The 16651-nt window shown below is 67.2% G+C and carries 14 protein-coding genes; 9 read left to right on the top strand and 5 right to left on the bottom strand.

What is annotated here, in order from left to right:
- Positions 1 to 43: 43 nt before the first annotated feature.
- Both SOM18_RS01750 and SOM18_RS01745 read right to left on the bottom strand, forming a co-directional pair.
- Entirely contained in the window at positions 44 to 2542 is a 2499-nt protein-coding gene (locus tag SOM18_RS01750; protein ID WP_031441130.1) for an ABC transporter permease, read from the bottom strand.
- On the bottom strand, positions 2539 to 3258 hold the full coding sequence (locus SOM18_RS01745; protein ID WP_031441129.1) for an ABC transporter ATP-binding protein: 720 nt from the start codon (positions 3256 to 3258) through the stop codon (positions 2539 to 2541). The genes SOM18_RS01750 and SOM18_RS01745 overlap by 4 nt, the downstream gene beginning before the upstream one ends.
- Positions 3259 to 3367: 109 nt before the next feature.
- Here SOM18_RS01745 and SOM18_RS01740 point away from each other — a divergent pair, with 109 nt between their 5' ends.
- Positions 3368 to 4009, top strand: a complete 642-nt coding sequence (locus SOM18_RS01740; RefSeq protein ID WP_320481185.1) for an arylesterase — start codon at positions 3368 to 3370, stop codon at positions 4007 to 4009.
- A gap of 132 nt (positions 4010 to 4141) precedes the next feature.
- A complete protein-coding gene (locus SOM18_RS01735) occupies positions 4142 to 4876 on the top strand; it encodes a Crp/Fnr family transcriptional regulator (protein ID WP_031395205.1) in 735 nt (244 codons plus the stop codon).
- 24 nt (positions 4877 to 4900) lie between these two features.
- On the opposite strand, the gene SOM18_RS01730 is transcribed toward SOM18_RS01735, so the two are convergent.
- The 3 genes from SOM18_RS01730 to SOM18_RS01720 form a co-directional block, all read right to left on the bottom strand.
- A complete protein-coding gene (locus tag SOM18_RS01730; protein WP_320481184.1) occupies positions 4901 to 5239 on the bottom strand; it encodes a hypothetical protein in 339 nt (112 codons plus the stop codon).
- Between the two features lie 88 nt (positions 5240 to 5327).
- Entirely contained in the window at positions 5328 to 6143 is an 816-nt protein-coding gene (locus SOM18_RS01725) for a transglutaminase-like domain-containing protein (protein WP_031441127.1), read from the bottom strand.
- Positions 6144 to 6156: 13 nt separating this feature from the next.
- Positions 6157 to 7083: a transglutaminase family protein gene (locus SOM18_RS01720; RefSeq protein ID WP_042467344.1), complete on the bottom strand. Its 927-nt coding sequence runs from the start codon at positions 7081 to 7083 to the stop codon at positions 6157 to 6159.
- Between the two features lie 16 nt (positions 7084 to 7099).
- On the opposite strand from SOM18_RS01720, the gene SOM18_RS01715 reads away from it, so the two are divergent.
- The 7 genes from SOM18_RS01715 to SOM18_RS01685 all read left to right on the top strand — a co-directional run bounded on the left by SOM18_RS01715 (position 7100) and on the right by SOM18_RS01685 (position 16625).
- Positions 7100 to 7897, top strand: a complete 798-nt coding sequence (locus SOM18_RS01715) for an N-formylglutamate amidohydrolase (RefSeq protein ID WP_031441125.1) — start codon at positions 7100 to 7102, stop codon at positions 7895 to 7897.
- Positions 7898 to 8021: 124 nt separating this feature from the next.
- The gene (locus tag SOM18_RS01710) at positions 8022 to 10937 is read left to right on the top strand and encodes a PAS domain-containing protein (RefSeq protein WP_052380943.1); all 2916 of its coding nucleotides are present in this window, start codon (positions 8022 to 8024) and stop codon (positions 10935 to 10937) included.
- A 121-nt stretch (positions 10938 to 11058) separates the two neighbouring features.
- Positions 11059 to 12027 (top strand): cytochrome c oxidase subunit II, encoded by a 969-nt coding sequence (locus SOM18_RS01705; RefSeq protein ID WP_320481325.1) that lies wholly within the window; start codon positions 11059 to 11061, stop codon positions 12025 to 12027.
- On the top strand, positions 12024 to 14570 hold the full coding sequence (gene ctaD / locus SOM18_RS01700; RefSeq protein WP_031441123.1) for a cytochrome c oxidase subunit I: 2547 nt from the start codon (positions 12024 to 12026) through the stop codon (positions 14568 to 14570). Before SOM18_RS01705 ends, ctaD begins: the two co-directional genes overlap by 4 nt.
- The gene (locus SOM18_RS01695; protein ID WP_042467339.1) at positions 14567 to 14968 is read left to right on the top strand and encodes a hypothetical protein; all 402 of its coding nucleotides are present in this window, start codon (positions 14567 to 14569) and stop codon (positions 14966 to 14968) included. Before ctaD ends, SOM18_RS01695 begins: the two co-directional genes overlap by 4 nt.
- A complete protein-coding gene (locus SOM18_RS01690) occupies positions 14965 to 15585 on the top strand; it encodes a cytochrome c oxidase assembly protein (RefSeq protein ID WP_031441122.1) in 621 nt (206 codons plus the stop codon). The genes SOM18_RS01695 and SOM18_RS01690 overlap by 4 nt, the downstream gene beginning before the upstream one ends.
- Positions 15582 to 16625, top strand: coding sequence for a c-type cytochrome (locus tag SOM18_RS01685; RefSeq protein WP_031441121.1), 1044 nt, complete (start codon positions 15582 to 15584; stop codon positions 16623 to 16625). Before SOM18_RS01690 ends, SOM18_RS01685 begins: the two co-directional genes overlap by 4 nt.
- The last annotated feature ends 26 nt before the right edge of the window (positions 16626 to 16651 follow it).

Below are 16651 nucleotides of genomic sequence, written 5' to 3'. Positions count from 1 at the left end.
TGCAAACGCCGCGGCCGCGATTTCGTGCCGCGACCGGAACAGGTCAGAGGTCGCGCAACGCCCGGGCCGGCCTCGCACTCAGGATCGGCCAGGCCCCGATCAGCCCAATAGCCATCGTCAGCCCCGCGCCCGCCACCAGCGTCGCGACCACCGCCGGATAGCTCGGCAGCCATGAGAACGCGAAGACCTGCGTGACGACATACCACGCCCCCCCCAGCCCCAGCAGCAGCGCCACCGCGGACAGGATCACCGTCAGAAACGCATATTCGAGTGCCTGGACGCCGAGCACCTGGAGGCGAGTCGCGCCGAGCGTGCGCAGGATCACCCCGTCATAGGTCCGCGCTTCACGCGCCGCGGCGATTGCGCCGATCAGCACAGCGATGCCGGCGAGGATCGCGACCGACGCCGCCGCGGTGATCGCGGTCGCCATCTGCCCCACGATCGTTCGCAATTGCCCCAGAACGTCGCGGACCTCGATCACCGAAACAGACGGAAACCGCGGCAGCAGCGCGCGCATCACCGCCCCCTCCTCGCCACGGTCGAGATCGATCGTCGCCGCCAGGTTATGCGGCGCGTCGGCGATCGCGTTGGGGGAAAAGACCATGACGAAGTTGAAGCCGAGCGTATCCCAACTGATCCGCCGGAACGAGGCGATCCGCGCGCTCCGTTCGACACCCAGCAGGCTGTACTGGATCGGATCGCCGATCTTCAGAGCCAGCGCCTTGGCCAGCCGCTCGTCGATCGACACCAGCGGCGGCCCGGCATAGCCGCGCGGCCACCAGCGCCCGGCGGTGATCTGGCTGCCGTCCGGCAGCGTCTCGGCATAGGTCAGGCCACGTTCGCCACGCAGCGCCCAGGCGCCTTCCGGCAAGGTCTTTAGATCGGCGACACGCGTCGTTGCATAGCCCGTGATCGTGCCGCGCATCGCGGGCACGGTGGTCACGACCGGCTTGCGCGCGGCCTCAGCGACCGTCCGGCGGAATTCGGCTTCGCGCTGCGGCGGGACGTCGAGCGCAAACAGCGCAGGCGCGCGCTGCGGAACGGTCTGCGCGATATTCGCATCGATGCTCGTCCGGATTGCCGCCAGCAGGACGAACAGCGTCAGCCCCAGGCCGAGGGCGACCACCAGCGTGCCGGTCCGAGCGCCAGGACGGTGCAGTGCTGCAATCGCAAGCCTGAGCAAAGGCTGGCGCGCCCGCGGCAACCGCGCAGCCGCGATCCGGATGACCCAGCCGAACCCGGCAAGGAGGAGCAGCACGGCCGCAACCGCCGCAAGGAACCCCGCGCTGAGCCCGGGCTGTTCCGCGGTCAGCAGCGCGAGCGCAACGAGCGCAAGCCCGCCACCGGCGACCCAGGGCAGCGTCCGGCGCAACGGTACGCGCCGCTGGCCGGCACTGCCACGCAACAGCACGACCGCCGGCACGCTTCCGGCTTCGACCAGTGCTGGCGCGGTAAACGCCAGCGCGATCACCATGCCATAAGCGGCGGCGAGCAGCAGCGGCACGGGCTGCACCGCAAAGCTCGGCGCGACCGGCAGCACGTCGCCCGCGAGCGCGACGATCAACGGCACCGCCGCAGCGCCGGCAATCAAACCGGCGAGAATGCCAATCCCGGCGACAACGACGATCTGGATCAGATAGACCCGGGCGATCATCCCGGACGTCGCACCAAGCACCTTGAGCGCGGCGATGCTCTGCCGCCGTGCGGCGAGATAGGACGAGACCCCATTCCCGACGCCGATACCGGCGATGACGAGCGCGGAGAGTCCGACGAGCAACAGGAACTGGCCCATCCGCTGGACGAACCGCTCGGCACCGGGCGCCGCGCGATCGCGGGTCTTGCTTTCCCAGCCCGCCGACGGGAATGCCGCCTTGATCCGGTCGACCGCGCGCGTGGGCGCGAGTCCCGACCGGAGGCGGACGCGATATTTGGTCTCGTACAGGCTGCCGGGCTGGATCAGGCCGGTCCGCGCAATCCCGGGCAGCGAAACGATCGCGACGGGCCCCAACGTAAAGCCTTCGCCGAGCCGGTCAGGCTCCTCGGCGAGGACATGGTCGACCACGAACTCGGCCGTACCCAGCCGGATCCGGGCGCCGCGGCCGACGCCCAGCCGGTCGGCGAGCGCGGGCGCGATCCAGATCCCCGAGTCGCGCGGCGGCTCCGCTGCGCCCCCATCGGCAAACCGGACGGTGCCGTACAACGGATAGGCGCGGTCGACGCCCTTCAGTTCGATCGGCACGCTGGCCGTACCGCGCACCGCCGTCGCCTGCATGCGCACCGTCTCCGATACGGTGCCGAGCGCGGCCATCGCGCGACGCTCCTCGGATGTCGCAGCGCGCTGCGACGTGGCGAATTCGACGTCGCCACCCAGGATCGTGCTGCCGCGACTTGCCAGTTCGCCGTCGATCGCGCGGGTCAGGCTGCCGATCGCCGCCAGCGCGCCGACCCCCAGGAACAGACAGGCCAGCAGCAGTCGCAGGCCGCGGAACCGCAGATTGAGCTCGCGCCTGGCCAGACGCCAGGCGAGCCGCCAGTCGGTCATGCCTTCGCGCCCGTCACGGACCGCAACTGATCGCGGACGATACGCCCGTCACCGAGTTCGACGACCCGGTCGCACCGCGCCGCGAGGACCGGATCATGCGTGATGATGATCAGCGTCGCGCCCGTCGCCGCGCGTCGATCGAACAGCAGGTCCATCACCGCCGCACCCGTCGCGGCATCGAGGTTGCCCGTCGGCTCGTCCGCGAAGACGAGGTCCGGCCGCGGTCCCAGCGCGCGGGCGATCGCGACACGCTGCTGCTCCCCGCCCGACAGCTGGGTCGGATAATGCCCGGTACGGTGGCCGAGCCCGACCGCCTCCAGCTCATCGGCGGCGCGTGCGAACGCATCGGCCATGCCGGCAAGCTCCATCGGGACGGCGACGTTTTCCAGCGCGGTCATCGTCGGCAACAGATGAAATGCCTGAAGCACGATGCCGATACGACCACGCCGCGCGCGTGCCAGCGCATCCTCGTCGAGCGCGCCGAAATCGAGTCCCGCCACCTCGACCTCTCCGCCGCTCGCCTGTTCGAGCCCGGACAGCACCGCCATCAGCGACGATTTGCCCGACCCTGAGGGCCCGAGCAGCGCCACGCTGCTGCCCCGCGCAATGTCGAGATCGATGCCCTTGAGGATCGCGGTCGCTGCACTCGCACTGCCGAGCGTCAGCGTGACATTGCGGGCCGATATCACCATATCGTCGGAGGTTGATCGGGACATGGAGCACTTTACGTTGGAGCGATACAGGCCTTCATATGTGGCAGTCGCCGCGGTTCTCCAAGCGCTGGTCCTCGCGGGGTGCGATCGGGCGGCGGATAGCCCGGCCCCTGTGGCGGCCACCCGCGGCGCGGGCAGCGACACGGCCGTCGATGGTACAGCGGTCGCGATGCCTCCCGCGCCGGCCGGTCGCGAGCGCCTGATCCTGGCCTTTGGCGACAGTCTGTACGCGGGGTACGGCGTCGCGCGCGGTCACAGCCTGCCCGACGTTTTGCAGGCGACGCTGCGCCGCAAGGACGTCAACGCGACGATCGTCAATGCCGGCGTCTCGGGCGACACCAGCGCGGCCGGGCGCCAGCGGTTTATCTTCACGCTGGACAGCCTGCCCCGCAAACCCGATCTCATCCTGCTCGGCCTGGGCGGCAACGACGTGCTGCGTCAGATCGCGCCTGCCGAGACCCGCGCCAACCTGACCGCGATGATGGACGAGGCGCGCCGCCGCGATATCCCCGTAGTTTTGACGGGCATGCGGGCGCCCCCCAATCTCGGTCCCGAATATCAGGCGGCGTTCGACACGATCTGGCCCGATCTTGCCAAAACCTATGGTGCGGATCTCTATCCTTTCATTCTCGATGGCGTGATCGGCGACGCTGCGCTGATGCAGCGCGATCATGTCCACCCGAACACACGCGGCATCGATCGGATCGCTGACCGATTTACGCCGATCATTCTGGGACAGCTCGATAAAGGCTGATACGGACCAATCCGCCTGTTGACGACCGGACGAACCGCATGGTTGAGCATGGGGTCACGAGCGGCCGCAACGGGCAGCCGAGATGGGCAGCCGACAGGGGCCGCCGACAAGGGCGAATGCAGGGGCGGAACGATGCATCGAAGTGGGTTGATCGCGCGGCTCGAACGCCATCTTGCGCTAACGGAAGAGGAACGCGCCGCGATCTCGCGCGCCGAGCAACGCGAGATCCGGCTCAAACCCGGCGAGATCCTGATGGCCGAGGGCGGGACGAGCCATGCGCTGTTCGTCGTGCATTATGGCTGGCTGCATTCGGCGGCGAGGCTCGCAGCGGGCGGCCGCCAGATCCTGCGCTTCCACTATGCCGGCGACCTGATCGGCACGTCGAGCATCGCTTGGTCGCAGGCTTCGGCAACGCTGACCGCAGTGTCGGACTGTACCGTCACCGAACTGCCCAAGGCCGATCTGGGCCAGATCTTCCGCCAGCAGCCGCGGCTCGCCGGGCTGCTCTATGCCATCGCCGCGGCGGAGAATGTCGCGATGAGCGACCGGCTCACCTCGATCGGCCGCAAAGGTGCGGCGGAGCGGCTGACCACGCTCCTGCTCGATATCCTGGCGCGTCTTCGGGTCACTGCCGGTGGCGTGATCGACTCCTTCGACCTGCCCCTGACGCAGAGCGATATCGGCGATGCGCTCGGCTTGACCAAGGTGCACGTCAACCGGACGATCCGTGCGCTCGAGCGTGACGGCGTGATCGAGCGCAACGGTCGACGAGTCCGGATCCTCGACCCGGAGCTTCAAATGCGGCGGACGGGCTTTGTCGACCGCTACGGCGAGATCGAGACGGCATGGCTGCCGCCGGCGCCGTAACGACGGCGCCAGTCCGTTTGGCGGTCAGTTCGGCTCGACGACGAAAAGCGTCACGCCCTCATATTTGATGTCGTGCGGGTTGAAGACGGCGTCGGGCCGGAACCCCTCGTCGATCACGACGAGATCCTTCAGCCCGGCGAGCTTGAACGTGCCGAGCTTGATCTCCTTGGGCGGCTGTCCGTCGCGCTGCAGCGTGACCGCGTCGACGAACACGTCATCATGGCGCGTGAACAGGATATGCGGCGCGAGTTTGACATGCATCCGGTTGTAGACCGCGGTCACGCACTGGCGCAGCGCGATCGCTTGCAGCAGCAGCGCGTTGGCGTTGCTCGGGACGGAACCGGGTGTCGAAGAAGCAGGCATATGGTGCATCGCAGCATTGTTTAATGGTGTCGCGGCGTTCGCACGAACGCCGGCGGGGTGACAAGCGTAAACCGACGCTGCGGCGGGCTCAAGCCGCCGCGTCGACGCTGTCGGTGTGGACGTCGAAGCCCACGAGCCGCGCTGGCCCGAACGTCGTCGTGAGCGCGGCATCGGTCGCATCGCGGCCGCGCGCCATCAGGATCCGGCCGATCCGCGGCTGGTTGTGTCGCGCGTCAAACGTATGCCAGCGGCCGCCGAGATAGACGTCGAACCACGCCGAAAAATCCATCGGCGCATCGACCGGGGGAATGCCGATATCGCCGAGATAGCCGGTGCAATAGCGCGCCGGAATGTTCATGCAGCGGCACAGCGTGATCGCGAGATGCGCGAAATCGCGGCACACGCCCTGCTGTTCCTGATGCGCATCCCAGGCGGTCTTGGTCGCCCGCGCATGATGATAGCCGAATTCGATATGGTCGTGCGTGAACTGCACGATCGCCTGCACGCGCGCCCAGCCTGAGGGCACATGCCCGAAGAGCGACCAAGCGGTCTCGGACAGCCGGTCGGTCTCGCAATAGCGGCTGCCGAGCAGGAAGACGAGGATCTCGTCCGGCAGATCCTCGACGGCATGCTGAACGGCATCGGGATCGACTGGGTCGGGCTGCCCGTCATCCTCGATCGTGAAGTCGCACGACAGCGTCAGGCCGCCGGCGGGGACGGTCATGCGCGTGCAGACATTCCCGAACGCGTCGAGATAATCGTAGATCGGGACGTCGGGGCTTGCGACGATCCGGTGCGGGGTGACCAGATCGCGGTTGCGCGACGGGTGAAGGCTCAGCATCGCCATCAGCGGCGTCGGAACATCGGCTTCGAAGCGAATATCATAGCCGGCGCGGATCAGCATGCGGTCGTCTTTCTCATGCCCGGACCGGCTGCGGCGCGAGCGGGGTTGTGGCTGTAGGGGCGACGTCCGGACCGTCGACGGCGATGTCGACTGAGACGGTCATGTCGAGGAAGCTGCCGGGGAAGCCCGCCCAGCTTCCCGAGATCGGCACGGCCTGGTAGATGTCGCGGGCGATCGCGACGCGGATCAGCCCGCGACTGCCGATGATGCCGTTGGTCGGATCGAACTCGACCCAACCCGATCCCGGCAGATAGATGCGGACCCAGGCATGCGTGTTGCCGCCCCCCGTCCGCTGCTCGCGGCTCGATGGATTATAGACATAGCCCGACACGAACCGCGCCGCGAAGCCGAGCGCGCGCGCCGCTTCGATCATCAGCATCGCATAATCGCGGCAGGTACCCTTGCGCCGGGCAAGCGTCTCGATCGGCGACTGCGTCCCCTTTTCGGGGCGCGGCACATAGGTGAAGTCGCGCCGGATCGCCGCGGTCATGTCGGACAGCATCGCCAGCGTATCGGTCCGCCCCGAGGGATCGAGGAACCGCCGCGCCCAGCGATCGATCTCGCGGTGCGGATCGTGATGCTGGCGCTCGATCGACCGCAACAGGTCGGGCATGTCCTCGGACGAATAGGTGAACGGATAGGAGCGTGCGTATTGCTCGATATCGACCGTCGCGAGTTCGGCGGGGCTGTGATCAAGCCGCACCCGGCTGTCGAACACGAGTTCGCGCGCACGGCGATCGAACGTCGCGATCGCCACCGAATTGCCGAACACGTCGTGCAGCCACCGCACCTCCGACGGTTCGGGGGTTATGGTCAGCTCGGCCGAAATCAGCTGCTGGTCATGGCTTTCGCGCGGACGGACCATGATACGGTGCTCGCCAAATGCTACCGGTTGCCGGTAAGTGTATCTCGTCACGTGAGAAAGTGTGAGAAATGGCATTCAGGATCCGTATCGCATGACCAACCGGACCGAGGGACCGCTGATCGCGGCAGGAGACAGGCCTCCAACCGTCATCGTCAACCCGAAAGGCGCATCATCGTTCCTCCTGATCGGCGATCATGCTGGAAATTCAGTGCCCGTGTCGCTCGGGTCGCTCGGTCTCGACGATGCCGAACTGGAACGGCACATCGGCTGGGACATCGGCGTCGGCGAGGTCGGACGGTTGCTGGCGAACCGGCTCGACGCGGTCTTCATCCATCAGACCTATTCTCGGCTGGTCGTCGACTGCAACCGGAGCGAGACGCAACCCGATGCGATCGCCGAGACCAGCGACGGCACGCCGATCCCCGGCAATCGCGACCTGAGCGAGGCGGATCGAGCCGCGCGATATGCCGTGATCCATGCGCCCTATCATGCGGCGATCGCGGCCGAGATCGCACGCCGGGATGCCGCCGGACAACCGACGATCCTGGTTGCGCTGCACAGCTTCACCCCGGCGATGCGCGGCGCGGACGGGGCGGGATTGCGGCCCTGGCATATCGGAATCCTGCACGATGGCGGCGACACGCGCTTCGCCCTCGCGATGCTCGAGGTCCTGGCGGGCGAGCCCGACCTCGTGGTGGGTGACAACGAGCCCTATCGGATGGACTTAATCGATTATACGATCCCGCGGCACGCCTATCCGGCACGGCGCCTCTATGCGGAGATCGAGATCCGCCAGGACCTGATCGGCGCGCCCGATGGCTGTGCTGCCTGGTCCGAACGGGTTGCGTCCGCTCTGACATCCGCCAGCGCGCGCGTCCGTTCCGCATGACACCAAACTTCCCGGGGATCGACCACAGCCTGTCTCGCGTTTGACGACCCGGGTCCGGTGACGCCGGCTGCGTCGCCGATCGTATGCCGGACCCGAGTTGGTGTTCCTGCGAGTAGAAAATTCGATGCCCTCGAGTCCGAACAATGTCCCCGGGAACGACCGTCAGCGCGTATCGGGACGTCCCGGCGAAGGCGACCATCGCGAAGTGTTTGCCGCGATCGATATCGGCTTCGGGCTGGTCGAGCTGATCTTCGACGGCGATCGCGCGGTCGATTGCCGGTTCCTCGAGACGAACGCGCAATTTCTCCGGCAGACGGGCCTGCGCGATCCGGTCGGACAGACCTGGCACGCGCTGCAGCCCGCGCTGGATGGCGACTGGATCGGGACGTTCGACGAGATCGCCCGGACCGGGCACGCAACCCGGTTCGAGACGCGCGTGGCGCAGGGCGATCGGCGCTATGATGCACAGGTCGCGCGGATTGGCGAGCCGGGCTCGGTCAGGATCGTCGTGCTGCTGAGCGACGTAACCGAGCGGCGCAGGACCGAGACGCTCGCCCGCGAAGCCGAGGAACGGTTGCAGCTGGCGCTTTCGGCCGGCGGCGGGATCGGTACCTGGGACTGGGACATCGCCCGGGATCGCGTCACCGCCGATGCCCGGTTCGCTCTGCTGTACGGGGTGGATCCGGCAGCCGCGGCGGCGGGCGCACCGATCACGACGTTCTTTCAAGGTATTCATCCGGACGACCGCGCGCGTACCGAGCAGGCAATCGAGGCGGCGGTCCAATCGGGCGGCCCCTTCGAAGCCGAATATCGCTTGCTCGAGCGCGACGGGACGATCCGCTGGGTCATCGCGCAGGGCCGCTGCGAGCGCGCGGCCGACGGGACTTCGCTACGTTTTCCCGGGATCAGCTTCGAAATCACCGCCCGCAAGCTCGCCGACGTGCGGCAAACCGCGTTGCTGGCGCTCGGCGATGCGATTCGCGATCTGACCGACCCTGCGGCAATCGCCTATGCAGCGGCCGAAATCCTCGGCCACGCCCTGCAGGTCAGTCGGGTCGGCTACGGTGTGATCGACACCCTTGCGGAAACGATCACCGTCGAGCGGGACTGGAATGCGCCGGGGACTTGCACCCTGGCGGGCATGCTGCAGTTCCGCGATTATGGGTCCTATATCGAGGATTTGAAGGCAGGGCGCACGGTCGTGATCGCCGATGTCGAGCGCGACCCGCGCACCGCTGCGGGTGCTGCCGGCCTGAAGGCGATCAGCGCATGGTCGTTCGTCAACATGCCGTTGCTCGAACAGGATGCGTTCGTCGCGCTGCTCTATGCCAATCACGATCAGCCGCGAGTCTGGGCGGACGAGGAACTCCAGCTTATGCGCGAGGTCGCGGACCGGGTGCGTGCGGCGACCGAGCGGCTGCGTGCGGAAGCAGCACTCCGCGAGAGTGAAGAGCAGTTCCGCGTCTTCGCGCAAGCGGTGCCTAGCCTGATCTGGGCGGCGCGTCCCGATGGCGAGATCTACTGGGTCAATCAGCAGGTCTATGATTATGCCGGTATCTCGCCCGGCGCTCTAACCGGATCCGGCACCTGGCTGTCACTGGTTCACGCCGACGATCGCGAAGCCACGGCGACGACGTGGCAGGCCGCACGTGATACGGGCACTACCTATGCCGCCGAGTTCCGGTTGCGTAGTGCTGATGGCGGCTACCGATGGTTTCTTGCTCGCGCGGAGCCGGTACGGACCATCGGCGGCCAGATCACGCGCTGGGTCGGCACGAATACGGACATCGACGATGGCCGCCGGCATGCCGCCGAACTGCTCGCCTGGACCGAAACGCTCGAGGATCAGGTCGCCGCGCGCACCCGCGAGTTGATGGATGTCGAGGCCGCGCTGCGCCAGAGCCAGAAGATGGAAGCCGTGGGCCAGCTGACCGGCGGGCTGGCACACGACTTCAACAATCTGCTGACGGGGATCATGGGCAGCCTCGAATTGCTCGGCATCCGCATCGCACAGGGACGGCTGGGCGATGTCGAGCGTTACTCGCTCGCTGCCCAGGGTGCCGCCAAACGTGCCGCGGCGCTGACCCACCGCCTGCTGGCCTTTTCGCGGCGGCAGACGCTCGACCCCCGGCCGACCGACGTCAACCGATTGATCGGCGGGCTGGAGGAGCTCGTGCGCCGGACGGTCGGGCCCGACGTCGCTGTTGAGGTGGTCGCCTCCGCCGGGCTGTGGCCGACGCTCGTCGATCCCAACCAGCTTGAAAATGCGATCCTCAACCTGTGCATCAACGCGCGCGATGCGATGCCCACGGGCGGGCGGCTGACGATCGAGACGGCCAATCGCTGGATCGACGCGCGGATGGGTCGCGACCGCGATCTCGATCCCGGTCAATATGTCTCGCTCTGCGTGTCCGACAACGGTACCGGCATGCCCCCCGAGGTCGTCGCCAAGGCCTTTGATCCGTTCTTCACGACCAAGCCCTTGGGTCTGGGCACGGGGCTCGGCCTGTCGATGATCTACGGCTTTGCGCGCCAGTCGGGCGGACAGGTCCGGATCTATTCGGAGGTCGGCGAAGGCAGCAATATCTGCATCTATCTGCCACGGCATTTCGGTCCGTCGGACGACGACGAACCGCAGCCCGATTTTGCCGAGGTCCCGCGCGCTATCCGTGGCGAGACCGTCCTGATCGTCGACGACGAACCCACCGTCCGCATGCTGGTCGTCGAGGTGCTCGAGGAACTGGGCTATGCGGCGATCGAGGCCGCGGACGGGCCTGCCGGCCTGAAGATCCTCCAGTCCGACACGCGCATCGACCTGCTGGTCACGGATGTCGGCTTGCCGGGGGGGATGAACGGGCGGCAGATGGCGGATGCCGCGCGCGTTGGCCGTCCGGACCTCAAGATCCTCTTCATCACCGGCTATGCCGAGAATGCAGTGGTCGGCAACGGCCATCTCGATCCGGGCATGCACGTTATGACGAAACCCTTCGCGATCGACGCGCTGGCCGGCCGTATCCGCGATCTCATCCGCCTGCCCTAGTCCACATGCCAGGCCCCCCCGCCCGGGTTGTGCCAGTTCATGACGGAAAGTTCATTTAAGGGGTTTAACGCCGTTTCGGCCACAGCTAGAGGACCTGCTCAAAGGGGAAGCTAAGGCGATGATGCGGAAGGCAAGTTTACTTTCCGTCTGGGCTTGTCTGCCGGCGCTTGGCGCCTGCAACCGGCACCAGTCGACGCTGGCTCCGTTCGGTGAACAGGCCGATCAGGTCCTGTCGATCACCATCGTGCTGGTCGTCGGCGCGGTCGTGCTTGCACTGGGTCTTGCGCTGCTGATGCGGCATGCGATCCGCGCGCCCGAGGGGCGGTTGACCCACAAGGGCGGGATGAAGATGGTCCTGTGGCTTGGCGGGATCGGCCCGTCGATCCTGTTGCTCGCGCTGCTGCTCTACGCGTTGCCCGCGATGCGCCCCCGACCGGTCGCCGATGCCGACCTGCGGATCGGCGTCGATGGCGAACAATTCTGGTGGCGCATAAGGTACGCCCCGCCCGGCGGCGCGGTCGTCGAGGCGGCGAACGAACTCCGCCTCCCCGTCGGCCGCACCGTCGAGCTGTCGCTGCGCAGCCCCGACGTCATCCACAGCTTCTGGGTGCCGGGGCTTGCTGGCAAGATGGACATGATCCCCGGCCGTACCAATCGCCTCGTCGTCCGCGCGATCAAGGCCGGAACATATCGCGGCGTCTGCGCCGAATTCTGCGGGCTGGGGCATGCGCTGATGGCATTCGACGTCGTCGCGATGGAGCCTGCCGCGTTCGAGCGCTGGCTCACCGCGCAGGCGCGTCCGGCGACGGTCACCGCATCGCCCGGTGCGAGGCTGTTCGCCAGCTATGGCTGCAGCGGCTGCCACAGCGTTCGCGGGGTGGGCCCGGCGGCGAAGATCGGCCCCGACCTGACGCATTTCGGATCGCGCCCGACGCTCGCGGCGGGGATCCTGCCGATGACCCATGCCAATATCGCGCGGTTCGTGCGTGAGCCCGGCAAGACCAAGCCCGGCGTCCGCATGCCCGCCTTCCCGCAGATGTCGGCCGCCGAAGCCGACCAGATCGCCAGCTATCTTCAGGGGCTGAAATGACGACCGACAGTCCGGCCTATGTCGCCCCCGACCAGAACGATCCCGCGGTCCGAAAGGGCCAAGAGGATCGCCTGCGCGAGGTCTGGAAACCGCCGAGCGGCTGGTTCTTCCGCTGGACCGACGTCAACAACAACCGGATCGGCGTCTGGTACACGCTGACCGCGTTCGGCTTCATGCTGTTCGCGGGCGTGCTCGCGCTGATCATGCGCACGCAGCTGGCGGTGCCGAACAACGATCTCGTCACCGCGAACACGTTCAACCAGCTGTTCACGCTGCACGGCTCGATGATGATGTTCCTGTTCGCTGTGCCGATGTTCGAGGCGGTCTCGATCATTCTGCTGCCACAGCTGCTCGGCGCGCGCGACCTGCCCTTCCCGCGGCTGTCGGGCTTTGGCTATTGGAGCTTCCTGATCGGCGGCGTGTTCGTCTCCGGATCGATCTTCTTCGATGCCGCGCCCGATGGCGGCTGGTTCATGTATCCGCCGCTGACGACGCGGACCGATCTCAGCGGGCTCGGCGCGGACATCTGGATGCTGGGCCTCAGCTTCATCGAGGTGTCGTCGGTCGCAGCCGCCGTCGAGCTGATCGTCGGCGTGCTCAAATGCCGCCCGCCCGGCATGCGGCTCAACCTCATGCCGCTTTACGCCTGGTACATCCTGGTCGTCGCGGTGATGATCCTGTTCGCCTTCCCGCCGCTGATCGCAGGCGACGTGCTGTTCGAGATGGAGCGGCTGCTCAACTGGCCGTTCTTCAACGCGGAAAAGGGCGGCGACCCGCTGTTGTGGCAGCACCTGTTCTGGATCTTCGGCCACCCCGAAGTCTATATCGTCTTCCTGCCGTCGATCGCGCTGTTCGCGATGCTCATCCCGACCTTCGCACAGCGGCATCTGCTGGGTTATCCGTGGATCGTGCTGGCGGCGGTCGGCACCGCGTTCCTGAGCTTCGGGCTGTGGGTCCACCACATGTTCACGACCGGGCTGCCTAAGATCAGCCTCGCCTTCTTCGCGGCAGCGTCCGAGGCGGTTGCGATCCCGACCGGCGTCCAGATATTCGTGTTCATCGCGACTCTGTGGGCGGGCAACGTCAAGAAATCGACTCCCTTGCTTTACGCGAGCGGCAGCCTTGCGGTGTTCGTGATCGGCGGTCTGACCGGCGTGATGGTCGCGGTCGCGCCTTTCGACTGGCAGGCACACGACACCTATTTCATCGTCGCGCATCTCCATTACGTGCTGATCGGCGGTACGCTGCTGCCGCTGTTCGCCGGGCTCTATTATTATTGGCCGCTGGTTACCGGCAAGAAGCTGTCGGATCGGCTCGGGCGGACCGCGTTCTGGATCATGTTCGTCGGCATGAACCTGACCTTCTTCCCGATGCATTTGTCGGGCCTGCTCGGCATGCCGCGCCGCGTGTTCACCTACCCCGAGGAACTCGGCATCGGCGGGCTCAATCTCGCCTCGACCGCCGGCTCCTACATGTTCGCGCTCGGCGTGCTGATCGTCTGTATCGACCTCGCGCTGTCGCCGCGCCGCCCCAAGGCGCCGCGCAATCCGTGGAACGCAGGGACGCTCGAATGGCTGGCGCTGCCCGATGACGAGGACTGGGGCATCCGCTCGGTCCCGCTGATCGAGAGCCGCTATCCGATCTGGGACCAGAAGAATTTCGTCCAGAAGGTCGACGAGGGTCGTTTCTTCCTGCCCGACGCGGAGGAGATGCGGCGCGAGTCGATCATCACCACCGTGCTCGACGCACGACCGTTGCAGGTCATCCGCCTCGGCACGCCCAGCGTGAAGCCGATGATGACCGCGGTCGCACTGGCGGGCGTATTCATCCTGACGACCTATCACCTCTATCTGCTGTCAGCGCTCAGCGGCGTCGCGACGCTCGCCTGCGTGCTGTGGTGGCTGTGGACCGGCACCGCCGAGATCCCCGAAAAGCCGACCAAGCATATCGGTCACGGGATCGAGGTACCGCTCTATACCTCGGGGCCATCGGCGCCGGGCTGGTGGGCGATGTTCATCACGATGATGGCGGATGCGACCGCGTTTTCGGGGCTCGTCTTCGGCTATTTCTTCTTCTGGACGATCCATAGCAATTTCCCGCCCACGGGCGCGGGGCTGGACGGACCCGGCGTATTCTGGCCGATGGTCGCGCTGGCGCTGACGTTGACCGGCTGGGCGGCGACCGTCGGCGCGCGCGAGGTGCATCGTCGCGGCAACGTCGCCGTGGGCCGCCTATTGCTGGTCCTAGGCATCGTCGCAACGCTGTCGAGCCTGTTCGCCGGGCTCGCCGGGCCGTGGTATTCGGGGATGGACCCTGAACTGCATGTCTATCCGGCGATCGTCTGGACGCTCGCGATCTGGACGGCGGTGCATGCCGCGATCGGCGTGATCATGCAGGCCTATACGCTCGCGCGTAGCCTCGCGGGCAAGATGACGCCGGTCTATGACGCCGATCTGCGCAACATCACCGTCTACCATCATTTCCTCGCACTGACGGGCATCGTGACGTTCTGCACGATCGGCCTGTTCCCGGGGGTCGCATGACAACACCGAAGGACAATCGGAAACACTGGGCGCGCGACCTGAAGGTCACGTTGTGGACGCTGATCGTCCCGCCGACGATCTGGGCCGTGCATTTCCTGTTCTGCTATCTGTGGGTCGCGGTGACGTGCGCCAAGTCCCCCACGCCGGCGACAGCGCTGACGGGCTTTCCCGTGGCGACCCTGATCGCGACGATCGTCGCGTTGCTCGGCATCCTCGCCGCGGGCTATATCGCGCGTGTCCAGTCGCAGACGCCGGGCGACGCCCCGCCGCATGACGAGGGGACCGCGATCGACCGGCTGCGCTTCCTTGCGCTGTCGACCCGGCTGCTCGCAGGCCTGAGCTTCGTCGCGGTGATCTTCACCGCGCTGCCCGTGATCGTCTTCGGCGACTGCCGATGAGGCGCGCGAGCCTCGCGCTCGGCGTCGCGCTGGCGCCGATCGGCTGGGCGTTCGCCGCCGCGCCGCTCGGCATGGTCGGCCACATGACCGGCCACATGATCGCCGTCGCAGTCGCGGCACCGTTCCTCGCCTATGGCATCGCGGGCAGCCGGTTCGATCCCGCCGAGCGCTGGCCGACGATCGTCACTCCGCTGGCCATGTCGCTGGTCGAGCTGGTCGTCGTGTGGCTCTGGCACCTCCCCGCGCTCCGGCTGCGCGTCGACATGCAGCCGGTTGCGCTGCTGCTTGAACAGGCGAGCTTCCTCGCGGCCGGCCTGCTGCTCTGGAGCGCGGTGCTTGGCACGCGCACCGGTGGCGCGACCGACCGGCGCGTATCGGGCGTCGCGGCGATGCTGCTGACGTCGATGCACATGACCCTTCTCGGCGCACTCGTCGGCCTCGCCCCGCGGCCGCTTTACGCGATGATGGCGATGCACCCGGCCGCGCACGGCCTCGACGCGCTCGAGGATCAGCAGCTCGGCGGCGTCGTCATGCTGATGGTCGGCGCAGCAAGCTATTTCCTCGGCGGGCTCGCGATGCTCGGCGGGGTATTGAAGACACGGAGCGCGACGGCATGACGATCCGCATTACCTGGGCGCGCGCGATCGCCGCGATCGTCGCGCTGGCGCTTGCCGGGCTGTTGTTCGCCTGGTCGGGCGTGTTCAACATCGCCGCCTCGTCGGGTCATTGGAAGATCACCGACTGGTTCCTTCACTGGACGATGCGCAATTCAGTGCGCACGCACGCCGCCTTCACCGCGCCCGACGATCCCAAGGCGAATGAAGGCCTCGTCAGCGCGGCGGGCCTGTTCAGGGCAAGCTGCGCCTCGTGCCACGGCGCGCCCGGCGTGCGTCCGTTGCCGGTGATGCAGGCGGCGACGCCCCCTGCCCCCGACCTCGCGGTCAACGCGCGCGAATGGACCGACAAGCAGATCTTCTGGATCCTCAAGCACGGCGTCAAATATACCGGCATGCCCGGCTGGGCGGCCAAGGACCGCGACGACGAGGTCCGCCGCATGGTCGCGTTCGTCCGCCTGTTGCCGGAGATGTCGCCTGCGACCTATCGCGCCCTGACCGAAGTCCCCGGCAGCGGTACCGCCGGTCCTGACACAGCACGTATCGCCGTCTGCGCCGGCTGTCATGGCACGGACGGCCGCGGCCGTGGCCAGCCCGACATGCCCGTGCTCGGGGGCCAGAGCCCCGTCTATCTGCGTGCTGCGCTCCAGGCCTATGCGACTGGCAAGCGCCAGAGCGCGGTCATGGCCAACGCCGCCGCGACACTGACGCCCGGAGAGATGACGCGGCTCGCGCGGCATTTCGCCGCCATGCCGGGTCTCGGCACGACCACAGCCTCGGGCAGCGTGAATGCCGCGCGGATCGTCCGCGAGGGCCTGCCTGCCAAGCAGCTTCCCGCCTGCGCCAGCTGCCACGCGCCGGGCAAGCCCTATCCAATTCTTGCCGGGCAGAGCGCCACCTACATCGCACAGCGCCTGCGCAACTGGCGGGGTGACGAGACGGTGGTAGACGCGCGCAAGTCGCAGGCGACGATGCCGGTGATCGCGCGCCGCATCCCCGAGGACATGATCGACCTGATCGCCGCGTATCTCGCCGGCAAATAAGCTGCGTCCCGCGCTGTGCGGGACGC

The sequence above is a fragment of the Sphingomonas sp. CFBP9019 genome (genome assembly GCF_034045155.1).
GTDB lineage: Bacteria > Pseudomonadota > Alphaproteobacteria > Sphingomonadales > Sphingomonadaceae > Sphingomonas > Sphingomonas aerolata.
The sequence above is the reverse complement of the archived record's forward strand: the minus strand, read 5'-3'. Positions and strand labels throughout refer to the sequence as shown.